A 13,600-nucleotide genomic window follows, 5' to 3' on the forward strand; every position below is an offset into this window, starting at 1 on the left:
GCCGTCCCGAAGCCCGATGTGCCGAGGCTCGGATCGCATCGAGGCCGCCGTCCTGCGGGCCGCGTGCGTTGCGCTGCTCGCCGCGATCGGCGCCGGGATCATCCTGGGCGCGTACACGGCCGAAGGCGCGGAACGCACCGCTCGGCTGGCCCGCGCCCACACCCACCCGTACGACGTCGTCCTGCTGGAGGACGCGCCGGCAGCGACGCCGGTGTCCGGCCGGACGAGTACCGTCGGTGCCCAGGCCAGCGCCCGGGTTCGTTGGCACACACCGGCTGGCAGCCGGACGGGCACCGTGCGGGTCGACGCGGACACCCGGGCCGGAGCGCACGCGACCGTCTGGTTCGACGCGAACTGGCACCAGGTGCCCCGTCCGGAAACCCGGCTCGGCACGATCCTGGACGGCATCGGACCCGGACTGTCGGTACCCCTCGGTACGGCGGCCGTCGGCGCCCTGGTCGTCGTCGCGACCCGAGTCACGGTGAACCGGCGAAGGCTCCGAGACTGGGACCGCGAGTGGCAGCGCGTGGAACCCGTCTGGAGCCACCGGCCACGCCGTGACCATCGCGGCTGACCTCGCCGCGCCGCGTCCCGGCCGCCCCGACAGGCTCCTTGCTGCGTCCCAGATGCCTCGACAGGCTCGTTGCTGCGTCCCGGCCGCCTCGACGGCTCCTCGCCGCGATCGAGCGCCGGTGTAGGCACCGGCCGCCACCAACGCGGGCCAGTACCAGCGGCAACACCAGCGCCCGGGCCGACCTGTGCTCAGCCGCGGGTGTCGCCGCCCCGCCTGCGTCTGTCACCGCCACGACGCGGCGGCGTCAGCTCGATGGCGACGAGGACTGCCGGGATCCCGGCGCCTCGGCCGGCCGTTCACCGTCGGACGGCGTCGTCCGCGTCGTCGGCGCATCCATCCGCGCCGACGCCGAGGTACCGGTCTGGTTGGACATCGGCCACCGCTCGGCCGCCGCGTCCATCCCGCCAGGCTGCTGCTGAGCCTCACGCGAGCGCGAACCCACCGTAGCCAGCGACCAGATCACGAACACGTCCAGCGCGATGATCAGCAAGGACCAGAACGGGTAGTACGGGATGAAGAAGAAGTTGGCGATGGCAGACAGGCCCGCCAGGGCGATGCCGGCCCCCGGGCCCATGCCGAGCCGCTGAGGAACAGGAACGCTCCGGTCAGCATGGCAACGGCGCCGATGCACAGATGGATCCAACCCCAGGCCGTGGTGTCGATCTGGTAGAGGTAGTTGTTCGCGACGACGTAGAACCCGCTGCGGACAATTGCCTCGATGCCTTGGAATACCTGGAACATGCCCACGAGGAGCAACATCGTGGCAGCGAACATCGTGCCGCCCCATGCCCACGATCGCGCAGCGCTCGACTGGCTCATGGCGGTGTCTCCTTCCGGTTCGGTCGCGCCTGGATCGGCGGCGGCCCGCCGAACACGACACCAGCCGAGCGTCTCCCACCGCACGTCCACGGGCCTCACCCGGCGAGGGTGAACGACCGGTGTCGAGCCGCGCCGCGCGACTCAGATCCGGTACGGCGGGCGGCTGGCTTCTTCCCGAAGCGGTGCCGGCTGCTGGGCGGGCGACCCCAGCAGCTCGCGTACCCGGCCCTGCCGGATGGCTTCGCGCCGGTTGCCGACGCCCAGCTTCCGGTACAGGCTCTTCAGGTGTGTCTTGACGGTGTTCACGCTGATGTGCAGATCGGCCGCGATCTCGTCGTTGCTGCTCATCGTGGGCAAATATCGCAGCACGGTCAGTTCGCGTTCGGTCAACGGTTCGGCGGCCGGCGCACCGGTCGCCGCGGCGTGCTCGTCGATCAGCGTGCTGGCGAACGAGGCGTAGCTGCCGAGCACGCGTTGCTGCCTGCGGATCAGCGGCTCCAGCCGATGACCGGCGGCGCGGAACGGGTGGCTGAGCTGGTCCTCGAAGGCCAGGCCGAGCGCTCGATCGACCGCCTCGACGGCGACACCGTCCTGCCGGAGCGCCTCCGCGGCGAGCGCCGTGATGAGCGATTCCTCGACGGCCACGGCACGGCCACGATCGGCCGATCGGCGCAGCGGCGCAATGCGCTGCCGGGCACCGCCCGGTCGGTGCAGCGAAAGGTCGGCCCAGCCAAGCCAGATGCGGTCCCAGTCGCCTGGCTCACCGCGGGCGGGCAGCCGGTCGATGATCGCCGCCGGTGCACCGGCGGCGAGTTCTGCCTCGACCTCGGCTCCGGCCAGCCACTCGGTCAACAACCCGGGAAGGCCGCCGGCTCGCAGCTCGGCGATCACCCGCCGGGCCGTACCCTGGTCGCCGCTCTGCACCAGCAGCCGGGCCTCGGCGACCCGGACGGCGCAGCGTACGGGTTGGTCGGCGCCGGTTTCCGCGGCCGTGGCGGCCTGCGCCAGGTAGCGGGCGGCGACGAGCGGATGGTCCCGCTGGAGTTCGGTGAGCGCAAGGGCCAGGTACGCGCCCCCAACGTACGGTTCCAGTCCGGCGGCACGGCGTTGCGCATCGGCGGCGGTCGAGCGGGCCAGCTTCGTGCCGGCCCGCAGCTCGCCGCGGACGACCTCGGCGACGGCCCGGTGTGCGTCGGCACTGAGTTCGGTCAGATCGAGCCGGCACTCCCCGGCGGCAGTGGCGGCATCCTGCAAGGTCCGGTGCGCGGCGCTGACCGCACCCTGCCACAGCTGCGTACGCCCGATGCACCAGTGGGCCAGCGCCCGGTACTCGGCCATCGCCGGCATATCCGACGCAGCGCCCGGGCCGGTCAGGGTCAGGACCCGGCCCGCCGCCTTGCGGGCGGCGCGATTCTCGCCGAGCGATCCGGCCGCGATCGCGCCGAGTGCGGACAGCCCGATCTCGGCCGCCGGCCGTAGCCCGGCCGGCTCACCGGACAACATCGAGCGCGCCTGCCGCAGTCGCGTGCGGGCCCGCACGAAGTCGCGTCGGTACAGGGCGGTGACCGCGGCGCACGCCAGCGTCGTCACCGAGGGTGCCGTGTCGGCGGCGGCCGCGAGCGGCCGTACCTCCTCGGCGAGGATGGCGCCGTCGGCAGACATCAGCCGGGGCAGGGCCCGGGTGAAGAGGATCCGACCGACCTCGTGGTGATCGGCGGAGGCCACCGCGTGCCGCAGCGCCGGCAGGGGCGCCCCGTGCTGCGCGTACCAGTGGGCGGCCCGCCGATGTATCGCCGGCGCGGTGTCCGGTTCCTCCAGCTGCAGGCGGTGGTACAGGTACTCCCGGAGAAGTTCGTGGTGGTCGAACCATTCCCCCTGGCGATCCACGGGCCGGACCAGGCCGGTGCGCGCCGCCAGGTCCTCCAGCAGCCGCTGGCTGTCGAGCCGCCCGGACAGCGCGGTGGCGAGCGAGCCGCTGATCCGCTCGGCGACGCTCGTGTGCAGCAGGAACGATCGAACCGCTGGCGACAGCGGTGCCACCTCGTCGGCCAGGTAATCGGCGACCGGTGCCGCCGTGCCGGAGAACCGCGCAAGGCTCCGAGCCGGGTCGGCGGGATCCAGGGACATTGCGGCAAGGCGCAACCCGGCCGCCCAGCCGCCGGTACGCGCCAGGAGCCGATCGATCTGCTCGTCGTCGAGCGACAGGCCATGCGCCTGGAGGAGACGAACCGTCTCGGCACGGTCGAACCGGAGGTCCGCCGTGCTCATCTCGCCGAGCAGCCCGTCGAGCCGCAACCGCTGCAATCTCAGCCGGAGCGCACCTCGCCCCAGCAGAACGAGCCGGAGAGCCGGCGGAGGCTCCATCAGGAGCAGGTCGAGACAGTCCAGAACGAATCGATCCCGAATCCGGTGCACTCCGTCGAACACCAGTACCACTGGTTCCGACAGGTCGTAAAACAGCGCGAGAATGTCGTCCAAAGGCTGGTAGGGCCGATGTTCAGCGGTGCTCAACAGCCTCGGCCGGCCGTCGCCCAGCCGTACACCGGCCCGGTTGAACGCGGTGAGCAGATCGGACCAGAACGTCGCCAGATCGGTGCCCTGCTCCGGCAACGTGTACCAGGCGAGGGCACCCGGAACCCGCCCGGAGGCGGCCCATCCCGCCACGAGGACGGTCTTTCCCTCGCCGGTACCCGCGCTGACGAGTGTCGATCCGGCCGCGGTCAGTTCGGCCAGCCGGCCCTCTGGCCGAGGGCGGGCGATCCGGACCGACGGACCGCGCGGGACGGCCACTCGCGCGGCCAGCCTCGGCGTCACATCGACCGACTCCGGAGGCGGCAACGCGTCCTGCGCCGCGTGGTGGTACGCCACTGGCTGCGCGTTCACCCCACGTGTCACCCCAACCAGTGTCACCACCGGGAGCGCCGGGCGTGATCGAAAACGCGTCGCGGTACACCATCGGACCGGCCGCGCGGTGCGTCCGGCCGTCCCGCCATCAACCCATCGCCCACCGTTTCGCGACGATGGACCGACCCCGGGCCACCCGATAGGGGTCGGTCACCCGGTGCGGTAGGGACGCGGCAGGCGAAGTCGCCGGATGTCACCGCGAACCGGTGTGCGCGAGTGGTCCGCGGGTCGCCCGATCACCGTCGGAGTTCGCGCTGGCCGCTGGCGTCGACCTCGGTCACGAGCAGGCTCAGATCGAGGGCCTGGACGCTGTGGGTCAGAGCGCCCAACGACATCGCGTCGACGCCGGTCGCAGCAACCGCCATTGCGGTGTCTGCGGTGATCCGTCCCGATGCCTCGAGCTTCGTCCCCGGCCCCAGCTCGTCGCGCAGCGCAACCACCGCTCTCAACTCGCGGGGGGCCATGTTGTCCAGCAGCAGCCAGTCAGCGCCAGCCGCGAGCGCTTCGCGCGCCTCGTCGGCGGTACGGACCTCGATCTCCACCTCGACCGGACGCGACTCGGTCCGGCTACCCCGCCGTACCGCGCGAAGGGCAGCCGTCACGCCGCCCGCGACGGCCACATGGTTCTCCTTCAACAGCACCATCGTCGAGAGGTCCAGTCGATGCCCGTGAGCGCCGCCCGCCCGCACCGCGTACTTGTCCAGCGCGCGAAGTCCCGGCGCCGTCTTCCTGGTGTCCAGGACACGCACCGGCAGATCGGCGAGTTTCTCGACCAGCGCGCCGGCCATCGTTGCGATCCCCGACATGCGCTGGAGGAAGTTGAGTGCCACCCGTTCACCCGTGATGATGCTGGCGGCGGGACCGGACACCACCGCGACCACGTCACCGGGCTCGACGTGGTCTCCGTCGACGAAACCCGGCTCGACCACCACGGCTGGGTCCACCTGGCGGAAGACCTCGGTCAGGGCGGGTAGACCGGCGAGAATGCCAGGGTCTCGTGCGATGAGTTCGGCGCGCACCACCGCGCCCGCTGGCACGCTCCAGAGCGTGGTGATGTCGTCGCCTGCGGCGTCCTCGACCAGCGCATCGCCCACCGCGGTGACCGCGGCGGACTCTGGCCAACTGGGCCGTACTCGGGTCGTCTCGACCATCTCCACCCTCCCGCAATCACTTCTATTTTCGAACTGCTCTGAGTGTGCGGAGCCGGCGCTCCCCGTGCAATGAACTACCTCACGCCGCGGCATCGCGCCGATGCTGACGCACATCACAGGTCCGCGCCGGCGCGCTCGCTTCCGAATCCGAAGCACTGATGTTAGCGTTCGATGTGCACGTGATTTCGAAGCATTGATCTACTGTGGACGATCGAGCGTCCCGCACGGCAGCCGGTCGACCCGAACCGCTCCGTGCCGTCCCTCGCACTTGGCAGCAGATCCCAGGCCACCGGCAACAGTCTCGTTTCTGGACGGAGTCGTCATGCAAAGGTTGCTCGTCCTGTATCCCCCGCCCGCCGACCCGGACCACTTCCGCGACTACTACCTGTCCCACCACCTTCCGCTGGTCGAGGACTGGCCCGGTGTGCTTGCGTGGCGCTACAGCTTCGACGTGGCGACGACCACGGGAGAAGCCGCGTACTTCGCGGTCTTCGAAGCCGACTTCGCCGACGCGGCCGCCATGGCCGCGGCACGGGAGTCCCCGCACGGCCGGCGGCTGACCGCCGATGTCGCCAACTACGCCACCGGCGGTGTGATCGTCATCCACTATCCGGTGCCGGACGGCGCCAGCTGAGGGGCCGGTACGAGTCTGGGACGCGCTTGGTCGGCCGTTGCGGTCAGGTTCGGTCATCGGCCGTTTCCGGTTCGCCGAGTGTGGAGGGTGGGCCGATGTCCTGGCCGGGTGTCACGGTGGTCGACGCGTGCGTGCGGCGCGACGGCCGGGGCGGTAGCCCCACGGCCGTCACCGACGACGACCCGGCGGCGACCGACGCGGACCGGCGTGCGGTTGCTGCCGCGGCCGGCACCTCGCACGCGGCGCTCCTCGGCCCGGGGCGCACGCCGGACGGTGGCTGGCCGGTCCGGTTCTTCACCGCCACCGCCGAACTGTCCGGCTGCGGCCACGGCACCGTTGCCGCGCAGGCGGTCCGGTTGACCCGCACCGAGCTTCGCGAGCTGTACGACCGCCAACACACCGGCGGGCGCACGTTCGACACCGTCGCGATCCGCCGCCCCACCGGCATCGAGGTGTGGTTCGACCAGGGCCTCGTCGCGCTGCGTCACCCGGCACCGGACGAGCGCGCCGCGATCGTCGCCGCACTCGGGCTCGTCGCCGGTGACCTTCATCCGACCGACGCGCCACGGATCGCCGCGCCCGGCGCACCGCGCATGCTGGTACCGGTCCGCGACCGCCCGGCGCTGCTTCGAGTCCGCCCGCACCTCGACAGGTTGACAGCGGCGTGCACGCGGTACGGGCTCCTCGGCTGTTTCGTGTACGTACCGCCGGCGGGCGACCGACCGGGTGCGGCGCGGATGTTCGCGCCGGCGATCGGTGTCGACGAGGACGTCGCCAACGCCAACAGCACCGGCTGCCTCGCCGCCCACCTGCTCGACGCGACAGGGGCGCGGACGATCGCGATCGAGGTGGAGCAGGGTGACACCCTCGGTCGACCGGCCAGCGTGCTTGCTTCGGCCCGCCGTGTGCCCGCGGGCATCACGACCCGGGTCGGCGGGTTGGCGGTGGTCCGCGGGGGACGCTGAGGCGACGACTGGACCGATCTGCGTGGGGTGCATGGCACCGACTGCCGGTGGGACTCCTGCCATCAGGGTCGACGGACCGCCGAGTACCGAACCGGAGAAGCCCCGCACGTTCGGTCACTGCTCGAGCATGTCGGTGTAGCATCGGGCCGGCCAAGCCCGAGCAGATCGCCGCGGAGAAGTGTGAGCTACCCAGTCGTCATGCCTTTCGTACGCCCCGCGGGCATCGCCGAACCTTCCGCTGCGGCAACGGGGCCGAGTCGACCGTCGGCGCGGACAACCTCCGTTGAGCAGACCTCGTCCGGCTGGTACCGGGGGCGGGGTGCGCGCTGATGGCCATGTCTGGATCAGCCAACCGGGGCAACGAACGGGGACCACGTCCGGGCAGCCCGGTGCGAGGCTCCGCCACTGGCCGTCCGATGATGGCGGCGCTCGATCTGTTCGGGCGGCGCTGGGTGCTCCGTATCATCTGGGAGTTGAGAAACGGTCCGCTGGGCTTCCGCGCTCTGCAGAAGAACTGTGACGGTATGTCGTCGAGCGTGCTGGATCAGCGCCTTCGCGAACTGAACGACGCACGCATCGTCGAGCAGAGCGAGGACGGTCTGTACCTGCTGACGAAACTCGGCGATGACGTCTACCGCTCGCTGAAGCCGTTGATCGCCTGGTCGCATCGCTGGGCACGGGAGTTGTCCGACAGCCCCGGGGAATGAAGCGATTGCTGTGCCGGCTGGCGTGATGTCGCTGGATCGGCAGTGGGGCGATCGCATCTGGGTTAGTATCGGTATTGAACTGACTCGGACAGGGAGGGCTCGTGTTCCGCTTGATCGCCCGCCGCCAGTACCGGCGCGTCTGGCAGGCCATGAACGCCCACGACTACGACGCGATCATCCGGCGGTTCGCGCCGGACTTCCGCGTCACCTTCCACGGCGACACCAGCCTGGGCGGCACCCGTACCACCCGGGCGGCGATGGCGGCCTGGTTCGACCGGCTGTTCCGGCTGCTCCCCGACGCCGAGTTCGAGCTGCGCCAGCTGGCCGTCGACGGCCCACCGTGGAACACCCGCATCGCGGGGTTGTTCACACTCACCGCCACCACTCCGCTCGGTGAGCCCTACCGGAACGTGTTCGTGCAGTTCGTGCGGCTGCGGTTCGGTCGGATCTGCTGGTACGAGGTGCACGAGGACTCGCTCCGGTGGTCCCGGCTGTGCCAGCACCTGGGCTCGAACGGGGTGACCGAGGCGGTCGCCCCGCCCATCCTCGACGCCGTGAGCGCATAGCGATGCGACAGACGAGCTTCGCCGAGATGCACTGCTCGCTGGCCCGGTCCCTCGAGGTGGTCGGCGACTGGTGGACCCCGCTGATCCTGCGCGACGTGTACCTGGGCATCGACCGGTTCGCCGACCTCGCCGAGGATCTGGGCATCAGCCGCAACCTGCTCACCGAACGGCTCAACGGCCTGGTCGACGACGGTGTCCTGCGGCGAGAGCGGTACCGGCAGCGTCCGCCCCGCGACCGGTACGTGCTGACCGAGTCCGGCCGGCAGCTCATCCCGATCCTGGTGGCGCTGACGGCCTGGGGTGACCGCTGGCAGCCGCCCGACGGCGGCCCACCCATCCGGTTCGAGCACCGCGACCACGACGCCGTACCGGTCGTGGCGTGCGGGGCGTGCGGCGACGCGATTGTGGCGGACGAGCTGACCGCCCGACCGGGCCCGGGCGGCCGCGCGGCCCCCGGCACGATGGTGCTGGCCCGCCGCCTCGCCACGCCCTGATCGGCGCCCGGGCAGCGCGGCAGGACGACGGGGGCGGAAGCGTGGGGTGCCCGCCGGCGAGCCGTACCGCCAGTGGCACCTGCACCAATCGCCACCGGACCCGGTGGCGGCGCATCCTGGGCGCGCGGCTCGCCGGCGACCAGCAGGGCAGGATGGCGCAGGGCCAGCTCCCCGACCGGCGCCTGGTAACGCCGGTTCCGAGCCTGCGCGCGGCGACCACATTGGTTTCAATCGATACGGTTTCGAATGATCGATAGTTGTAGTGTGGGGGCATGGCTTCCGATGTTCCTGACCGCATCGTCGCTGGGCGTGCGACCGACCGTCGGGGCGATGAATCACCGTTCGCGCTCGGCTTGCTGCTGCGTCGGGCGCACTGGCGCGCGGCTGCGGTGATGGGGGAGGCGCTTCGGCCGCTCGGCATCGAGTTGCGGCACTTCGCGGTGCTGATCGTCCTGGTCAACCAGGGGCCCATGATGCAGCGGGATCTGGCGGCCGAGACGGGGTCGGACAAGGCGGGAATCATGCGGATCGTCGACGACCTGGAGCGCAAGGGGCTGGCCGTCCGTAAGGCCGTTCCGGGGGACCGTCGGGCTCGGGCGGTGCACGTCACACCGCAAGGGGTCGAACTTTTCGATGCGGCCCACGTGGCGGCGAAGCCGCTGGCCGAGCGGCTTGCCGCCGAGCTGGGGCCGGGTGAGTCCGAGCGTCTGGCGGATCTGCTGGCCCGGCTCGTCTATCCCGGTGGCGCCGAGGCGTAGGCGCGGCGAGGGTGCCGCGTACCGGGTTGGGGTGCGGCGCCCCTCGCGCGCGGGTGGTTAGGCGGCGAGGCGCTCGACGAGTTCCGCTGCCTTGGCGGTCGCGTCCTCGAAGGCGCGCGTTCGGGATGCCTCGTAGCGCGGGATCAGTTGCGACATGGCCGGGTTGCGCGGGGCCATGGTCAGCTCCGGGACGATGAAGTCGACGGCCAGCCCGAGCGCGCCCTTCAGTACGGCTTCCAGGTAGTTCTGCACGTACTCGAAGCCCTCCCGCGGGGTGCCCGGCGCGTAGGAGCCGCCGCGGCTTGCCACGACGACCGCTGGTGTGCCCTGAGCGGAGGGGTGCTCGCCCGTGGTGCGGCCAGCCAGGATCACGCTGTCCAGCCATGCCTTCAGGGTCGACGGGATCGAGAAGTTGTACATCGGTGCGCCGAGCAGGACCGTGTCCGCCCGCTCCAGCTCCTCGATGAGCTGTACCCGGGCGCTGAACGCGGCGGACTGCTCCGGGGTGCGATCGGAGGGGTCCGTGGCGCCGGCGGTCCATGCGGCGGCGGTGATGTGCGGGACGGGGGCCGCGGCGAGGTCGCGGTAGACCACCGTGCCGGCCGGATGCTTCTCCTGCCAGGTCCTGCGGAAGGCGGCCGTGATCGAACGGGACGCGGACGCCTCGCCGGGAAACACGGACGAGTCGATGTGCAGCAGCGTAGCCATGAGCTCTCCCAGGTGCCGTGCCCGCGGCGACGTGCCGGGGCGGCGGTTCATGCTCGACGATAGTCAAACACGATACAGTATCGAGTGATACTATCTCGGCTGAACGTAAGCTGTCGAGCAGAGGAAGATCCAGACGGTCATGGACGTTTACGAGGCGGTTGCCAGCCGGCGGGCGGTGCGCGGCTTCACCGATCGGCCGGTACCGAGGAAGGCGCTGGAACGGGTGCTGTCCGCCGCGTCCTGGTCGCCGTCCGGATCCAACATCCAGCCCTGGCATGCCTACGTGTTGACCGGCCGGCCGCTGGCCGAGGTCAAGAAGCGCGCCGGTGCCCGTCTGGCCGCAGGCGACCCGTGGGACGAACCGGAGTACGAGCAGTACCCGGCCGAGCTGAAGTCGCCCTACCACGAGCGCCGGTCCGCCTTCGGTGCGCAACGCTACGGAGCGCTCGGTATCGCGCGCGACGATCTGGCGGCGCGACAGCGGGCCTCGTCTGCGAACTGGGACTGCTTCGGCGCGCCGGCCGCTCTGTTCTGCTACATCGACCAGGACATGGGGGCACCCCAGTGGGCCGACGTCGGCATGTACCTGCAGACCGTCATGCTGCTGTTGCGTGCCGAAGGGTTGCACAGCTGCCCGCAGATGGCCTGGGCGAAGTTTCACCGCAGCGTCGCCGAGGTCCTGTCGCCCCCGGCGGGACTCCTGCTCTTCTGCGGCATGTCGATCGGCTTTCGGGACGCCACGATCGATCACGCCCGCACGCCCCGGGCGCCGCTCGACCAGACGGTCACGTTCGTCGACGGCCGCTGACCCCGCGGCTTCAGCCGATGCGGCCCCGGATTCCGCGACGGCCGGATGGATGTCCGCCCCGGCGCGCGGTCACTGCGAGACCGTCGCGACGATGACGAGGATGCCGATGACGAGCATCATCAACAACGCGATGCCGGCCGGGACGAGCCTGGACACCAGCGCGGCGGCCCGGCCGCTGCTCTGCACGGGGGCGAAGCCGATGGCGCCCGGCTGGGACCAGACGAACGACGCCACGTACGGGGAGGCGTAGTAGACGACCACCCGCTGTCCGGGGTGCGCGTCCAGGATCAGGTCGGCGGAGCCGAAGGCGCGCAACGGAGCCCGGGCCTGCACCCGCAGCCGGTGTCGGCCGGGCCGCACGGGCAGCTGGTTCCAGCCCCAGCTGAGCCGGATCGGCCACCCGTCCAGCACCGCCTCCGGTTGCACCAGCCCCATCGAGAAGTTGGGGTTCGAGGCGTTCACCGTCAACAGCGCGGTCGGGGGACTGGTCATGGCCCCATGGTCGCCTAACCGGGCAACAACCGGCGGGTGCGTCGCCTGGCTCGTCGCGCGCTTCGGCAAGGCCCGCGACGGACGACGTACCGCGGGAGATCGCTCGGTGGATGGCGATGCGGCGTGCCCGTCAGGGTGCGTTTCGGGCGGCGATGGCCTTCTGGATCCGGCCGAGCGTGCGCAGCGCCTTCTTCGCGGCGGCGCGGACCTGGCCGTCGAACACCGTGGCGCCGCGGTCGGTGGCCTGCAACCGTTCGAGTACCGGTACGGCACGGTCGTCGCCGGTCGAACCGAGCGCCACGGCCGCCCAGTACCGCTGGTCCGGGTCCGGGCTCGCGGCGGTGTCGAGCAGCCGGGGCAGCACGACGTCGGGCGGGAACAGCGCCAGCGCGCTGGCCAGGTAGCCGATGCGCGGGAAGCGGCGGTGGATGAACTCGTCCCACAGCCCGGCGAGTGCCGCGTCGCCGCCGATCGTGGCCAGCGCCTCGGCGCTGCGCGCGCGCATCCACTCGGCCGGGTCCCGTAGCAGCGGTACCAGGGCCGGCACGGTCGAGTCGTCGCCCAGCTCGCCGAGGGCGACGACCGCCTCCTCCCGGGCGATCCACTGATCGTGGTGCAGCATCTCCAGCAGGTCCGGGACCGCGGCGCGGAAGCCGAGGGCGGCGCAGCCCTTCGCCGCCCAGGCCTGGCAGTTGTACCGGGTGTCGGTCAGCGCGGCCAGCAGCGGCTCTTCGAGGCTGGCGTCGCCGAACGCGGCCGCCCGGTTCATCGCCCGGCAGAACAGCGAGCGGTGCGCGGAACCGTAGTCCCGGACGAACGCGCGCAGCGTTTCCGCCGCCGACTCGTCGCCGAGGTCGCCGGCCCGGTCGAGCAGTCGGGTCAGGCGCTCGGTGCGGGTGTCCAGGTCGCCGTCCGACAGGGAGCGCAGTGCAGCGGGATTCACCGCCCGACTGTACCCACCGGCCTTCGCCGCACCGCGGTGCCCGGCGTCGACGTTCCGAAGACCGGCCGTCGTGATCATCCTGGCCCTCTGGAGCGCGATCGCCGCGGAGCCGGTGAACTACGGGTCGCGCCAGCCCCGACGGAGCGGCACACGCCCCGGACCTCCGCCGGGTCTGGCACGTACGTACCTTGCTTGTTATGTAACCAGCTTGGTACATTGGCGCGATGGACGCGATCTTGCAGGCGCTGGCGGATCCCAGCAGGCGCACCGTGCTCCGGTCCCTGCGGGACGGTCCGGCAACCGTCACCGAGCTCGCCGCCCAGCTGCCGATCGCGCGTCCGGGCGTCTCGCGGCACCTGCGGGTGCTGCGGGAGGCGGGCCTGGTCGAGGTGGAGCAACGGGCCCAGTTCCGTCTGTACCGGTTGCGGCCCGAGCCGCTGGCCGAACTCGACGAATGGCTCGGCGACTACCGGGCCCTGTGGCAGCAGCGATTCGACGCCCTGCACACCGAGGTGGCGCGGGGAAGGAAACAACGGAGGGACGAAGGATGAGCAGGGACGGCCGGCCCGGCGTGATCGGGACGCTGCGGGCGCAGGACGGCAAGGGCGTCGTCCGGATGGAAGACCGGTTCGACACCGACATCGACGACCTGTGGTCGGCTCTCACCGAGCCGGCCCGCTTGGCGCGCTGGATCGCCGAGGTCGACGGCGACCCGCGACTCGGCGGTGTCGTTCGGGCCCGCTTCACCAGTACGTGGCAGGGCCGCGTTCGGGTCGACCGGTGCGAGCCGCCGGATCGCCTGCTGGTGACCATGATCGACGACGAGGACGGCGAGGACACCGTCGTCGAGGCCCAGTTGCGCCGCGACGGCGAGCAGACGCTGCTCGTCATCGAGGAACGCGGGCTCCCGCTGGACGTACTCGACGGGCACGGTGCCGGCTGGCAGGCGCACGTGGAGGATCTCGCCGCGCATCTCGCCCACCGGTCGCCGGCGCCGTGGCGTACCCGCTGGCTCGAGCTGACGCCGCACTACGAGGTCCTGGCCAAGGATCTCTGACCGAGCACACGGAGGATGCG

The 13,600-nt window shown here is 71.3% G+C and carries 15 protein-coding genes and 1 pseudogene; 10 read left to right on the forward strand and 6 right to left on the reverse strand.

Annotated elements, in window-relative coordinates:
- Nucleotides 1-16 precede the first annotated feature (16 nt).
- A complete protein-coding gene (locus Asera_RS07185; protein ID WP_051802566.1) occupies nt 17-574 on the forward strand; it encodes an Rv1733c family protein in 558 nt (185 codons plus the stop codon).
- 244 nt (nt 575-818) lie between these two features.
- On the opposite strand, the pseudogene Asera_RS07190 reads toward Asera_RS07185, so the two are convergent.
- The 3 genes and pseudogenes from Asera_RS07190 to nadC form a co-directional block, all read right to left on the reverse strand.
- Nucleotides 819-1,393 (reverse strand): annotated as a pseudogene (locus Asera_RS07190) (DUF7144 family membrane protein).
- 141 nt (nt 1,394-1,534) lie between these two features.
- A complete protein-coding gene (locus Asera_RS07195; RefSeq protein WP_157034961.1) occupies nt 1,535-4,288 on the reverse strand; it encodes a winged helix-turn-helix domain-containing protein in 2,754 nt (917 codons plus the stop codon).
- 245 nt (nt 4,289-4,533) lie between these two features.
- Nucleotides 4,534-5,448: a carboxylating nicotinate-nucleotide diphosphorylase gene (nadC, locus tag Asera_RS07200; protein WP_084132152.1), complete on the reverse strand. Its 915-nt coding sequence runs from the start codon at nt 5,446-5,448 to the stop codon at nt 4,534-4,536.
- A gap of 322 nt (nt 5,449-5,770) precedes the next feature.
- Between nadC and Asera_RS07205 the strand changes: the two genes are divergently transcribed.
- The 6 genes from Asera_RS07205 (at nt 5,771) to Asera_RS07230 (ending at nt 9,572) form a co-directional block, all read left to right on the forward strand.
- Nucleotides 5,771-6,082, forward strand: coding sequence for an EthD family reductase (locus Asera_RS07205; RefSeq protein WP_030447632.1), 312 nt, complete (start codon nt 5,771-5,773; stop codon nt 6,080-6,082).
- A 95-nt stretch (nt 6,083-6,177) separates the two neighbouring features.
- Complete coding sequence (locus Asera_RS07210) at nt 6,178-7,047, forward strand: PhzF family phenazine biosynthesis protein (RefSeq protein WP_030447633.1); 870 nt, start codon at nt 6,178-6,180, stop codon at nt 7,045-7,047.
- Nucleotides 7,048-7,376: 329 nt separating this feature from the next.
- Nucleotides 7,377-7,754, forward strand: coding sequence for a winged helix-turn-helix transcriptional regulator (locus Asera_RS07215; protein WP_244843774.1), 378 nt, complete (start codon nt 7,377-7,379; stop codon nt 7,752-7,754).
- Between the two features lie 101 nt (nt 7,755-7,855).
- The gene (locus Asera_RS07220; RefSeq protein WP_030447635.1) at nt 7,856-8,320 is read left to right on the forward strand and encodes a nuclear transport factor 2 family protein; all 465 of its coding nucleotides are present in this window, start codon (nt 7,856-7,858) and stop codon (nt 8,318-8,320) included.
- Nucleotides 8,321-8,322: 2 nt separating this feature from the next.
- Nucleotides 8,323-8,814 carry a winged helix-turn-helix transcriptional regulator gene (locus tag Asera_RS07225; protein WP_030447636.1) on the forward strand — a complete coding sequence of 164 codons (492 nt, stop codon included), beginning with the start codon at nt 8,323-8,325 and terminating at the stop codon, nt 8,812-8,814.
- Between the two features lie 272 nt (nt 8,815-9,086).
- Entirely contained in the window at nt 9,087-9,572 is a 486-nt protein-coding gene (locus tag Asera_RS07230) for a MarR family winged helix-turn-helix transcriptional regulator (RefSeq protein WP_030447637.1), read from the forward strand.
- A 57-nt stretch (nt 9,573-9,629) separates the two neighbouring features.
- Here the strand turns inward: Asera_RS07230 and Asera_RS07235 are convergent, their stop codons facing one another.
- Nucleotides 9,630-10,280, reverse strand: coding sequence for an FMN-dependent NADH-azoreductase (locus tag Asera_RS07235; protein ID WP_030447638.1), 651 nt, complete (start codon nt 10,278-10,280; stop codon nt 9,630-9,632).
- 139 nt (nt 10,281-10,419) lie between these two features.
- Here Asera_RS07235 and Asera_RS07240 point away from each other — a divergent pair, with 139 nt between their 5' ends.
- Nucleotides 10,420-11,088 carry a nitroreductase gene (locus Asera_RS07240; protein WP_030447639.1) on the forward strand — a complete coding sequence of 223 codons (669 nt, stop codon included), beginning with the start codon at nt 10,420-10,422 and terminating at the stop codon, nt 11,086-11,088.
- Nucleotides 11,089-11,157: 69 nt separating this feature from the next.
- Here Asera_RS07240 and Asera_RS07245 read toward each other — a convergent pair whose 3' ends face one another.
- Together Asera_RS07245 and Asera_RS07250 are read right to left on the reverse strand one after the other, a co-directional pair.
- Nucleotides 11,158-11,580, reverse strand: coding sequence for a hypothetical protein (locus Asera_RS07245; RefSeq protein WP_030447640.1), 423 nt, complete (start codon nt 11,578-11,580; stop codon nt 11,158-11,160).
- A gap of 130 nt (nt 11,581-11,710) precedes the next feature.
- A complete protein-coding gene (locus Asera_RS07250) occupies nt 11,711-12,523 on the reverse strand; it encodes a HEAT repeat domain-containing protein (protein ID WP_169745873.1) in 813 nt (270 codons plus the stop codon).
- A 224-nt stretch (nt 12,524-12,747) separates the two neighbouring features.
- Between Asera_RS07250 and Asera_RS07255 the strand changes: the two genes are divergently transcribed.
- Both Asera_RS07255 and Asera_RS07260 read left to right on the forward strand, forming a co-directional pair.
- The gene (locus Asera_RS07255; RefSeq protein ID WP_030447642.1) at nt 12,748-13,074 is read left to right on the forward strand and encodes an ArsR/SmtB family transcription factor; all 327 of its coding nucleotides are present in this window, start codon (nt 12,748-12,750) and stop codon (nt 13,072-13,074) included.
- Nucleotides 13,071-13,580 carry an SRPBCC family protein gene (locus Asera_RS07260; RefSeq protein ID WP_030447643.1) on the forward strand — a complete coding sequence of 170 codons (510 nt, stop codon included), beginning with the start codon at nt 13,071-13,073 and terminating at the stop codon, nt 13,578-13,580. Before Asera_RS07255 ends, Asera_RS07260 begins: the two co-directional genes overlap by 4 nt.
- Nucleotides 13,581-13,600 lie beyond the last annotated feature (20 nt).

Source organism: Actinocatenispora sera (assembly GCF_018324685.1).
Lineage (GTDB): Bacteria > Actinomycetota > Actinomycetes > Mycobacteriales > Micromonosporaceae > Actinocatenispora > Actinocatenispora sera.

Bases quoted from the DNA above. Each gene is read 5' to 3' on its own strand.
- Asera_RS07225 (WP_030447636.1), top strand. From the start codon at position 8,323: ATGCGACAGACGAGCTTCGCCGAGATGCACTGCTCGCTGGCCCGGTCC.
- nadC (WP_084132152.1), bottom strand. From the start codon at position 5,448: ATGGTCGAGACGACCCGAGTACGGCCCAGTTGGCCAGAGTCCGCCGCG.
- Asera_RS07230 (WP_030447637.1), top strand. From the start codon at position 9,087: ATGGCTTCCGATGTTCCTGACCGCATCGTCGCTGGGCGTGCGACCGAC.
- Asera_RS07205 (WP_030447632.1), top strand. From the start codon at position 5,771: ATGCAAAGGTTGCTCGTCCTGTATCCCCCGCCCGCCGACCCGGACCAC.
- Asera_RS07210 (WP_030447633.1), top strand. From the start codon at position 6,178: ATGTCCTGGCCGGGTGTCACGGTGGTCGACGCGTGCGTGCGGCGCGAC.
- Asera_RS07235 (WP_030447638.1), bottom strand. From the start codon at position 10,280: ATGGCTACGCTGCTGCACATCGACTCGTCCGTGTTTCCCGGCGAGGCG.
- Asera_RS07255 (WP_030447642.1), top strand. From the start codon at position 12,748: ATGGACGCGATCTTGCAGGCGCTGGCGGATCCCAGCAGGCGCACCGTG.
- Asera_RS07245 (WP_030447640.1), bottom strand. From the start codon at position 11,580: ATGACCAGTCCCCCGACCGCGCTGTTGACGGTGAACGCCTCGAACCCC.
- Asera_RS07215 (WP_244843774.1), top strand. From the start codon at position 7,377: ATGGCCATGTCTGGATCAGCCAACCGGGGCAACGAACGGGGACCACGT.
- Asera_RS07260 (WP_030447643.1), top strand. From the start codon at position 13,071: ATGAGCAGGGACGGCCGGCCCGGCGTGATCGGGACGCTGCGGGCGCAG.
- Asera_RS07185 (WP_051802566.1), top strand. From the start codon at position 17: ATGTGCCGAGGCTCGGATCGCATCGAGGCCGCCGTCCTGCGGGCCGCG.
- Asera_RS07240 (WP_030447639.1), top strand. From the start codon at position 10,420: ATGGACGTTTACGAGGCGGTTGCCAGCCGGCGGGCGGTGCGCGGCTTC.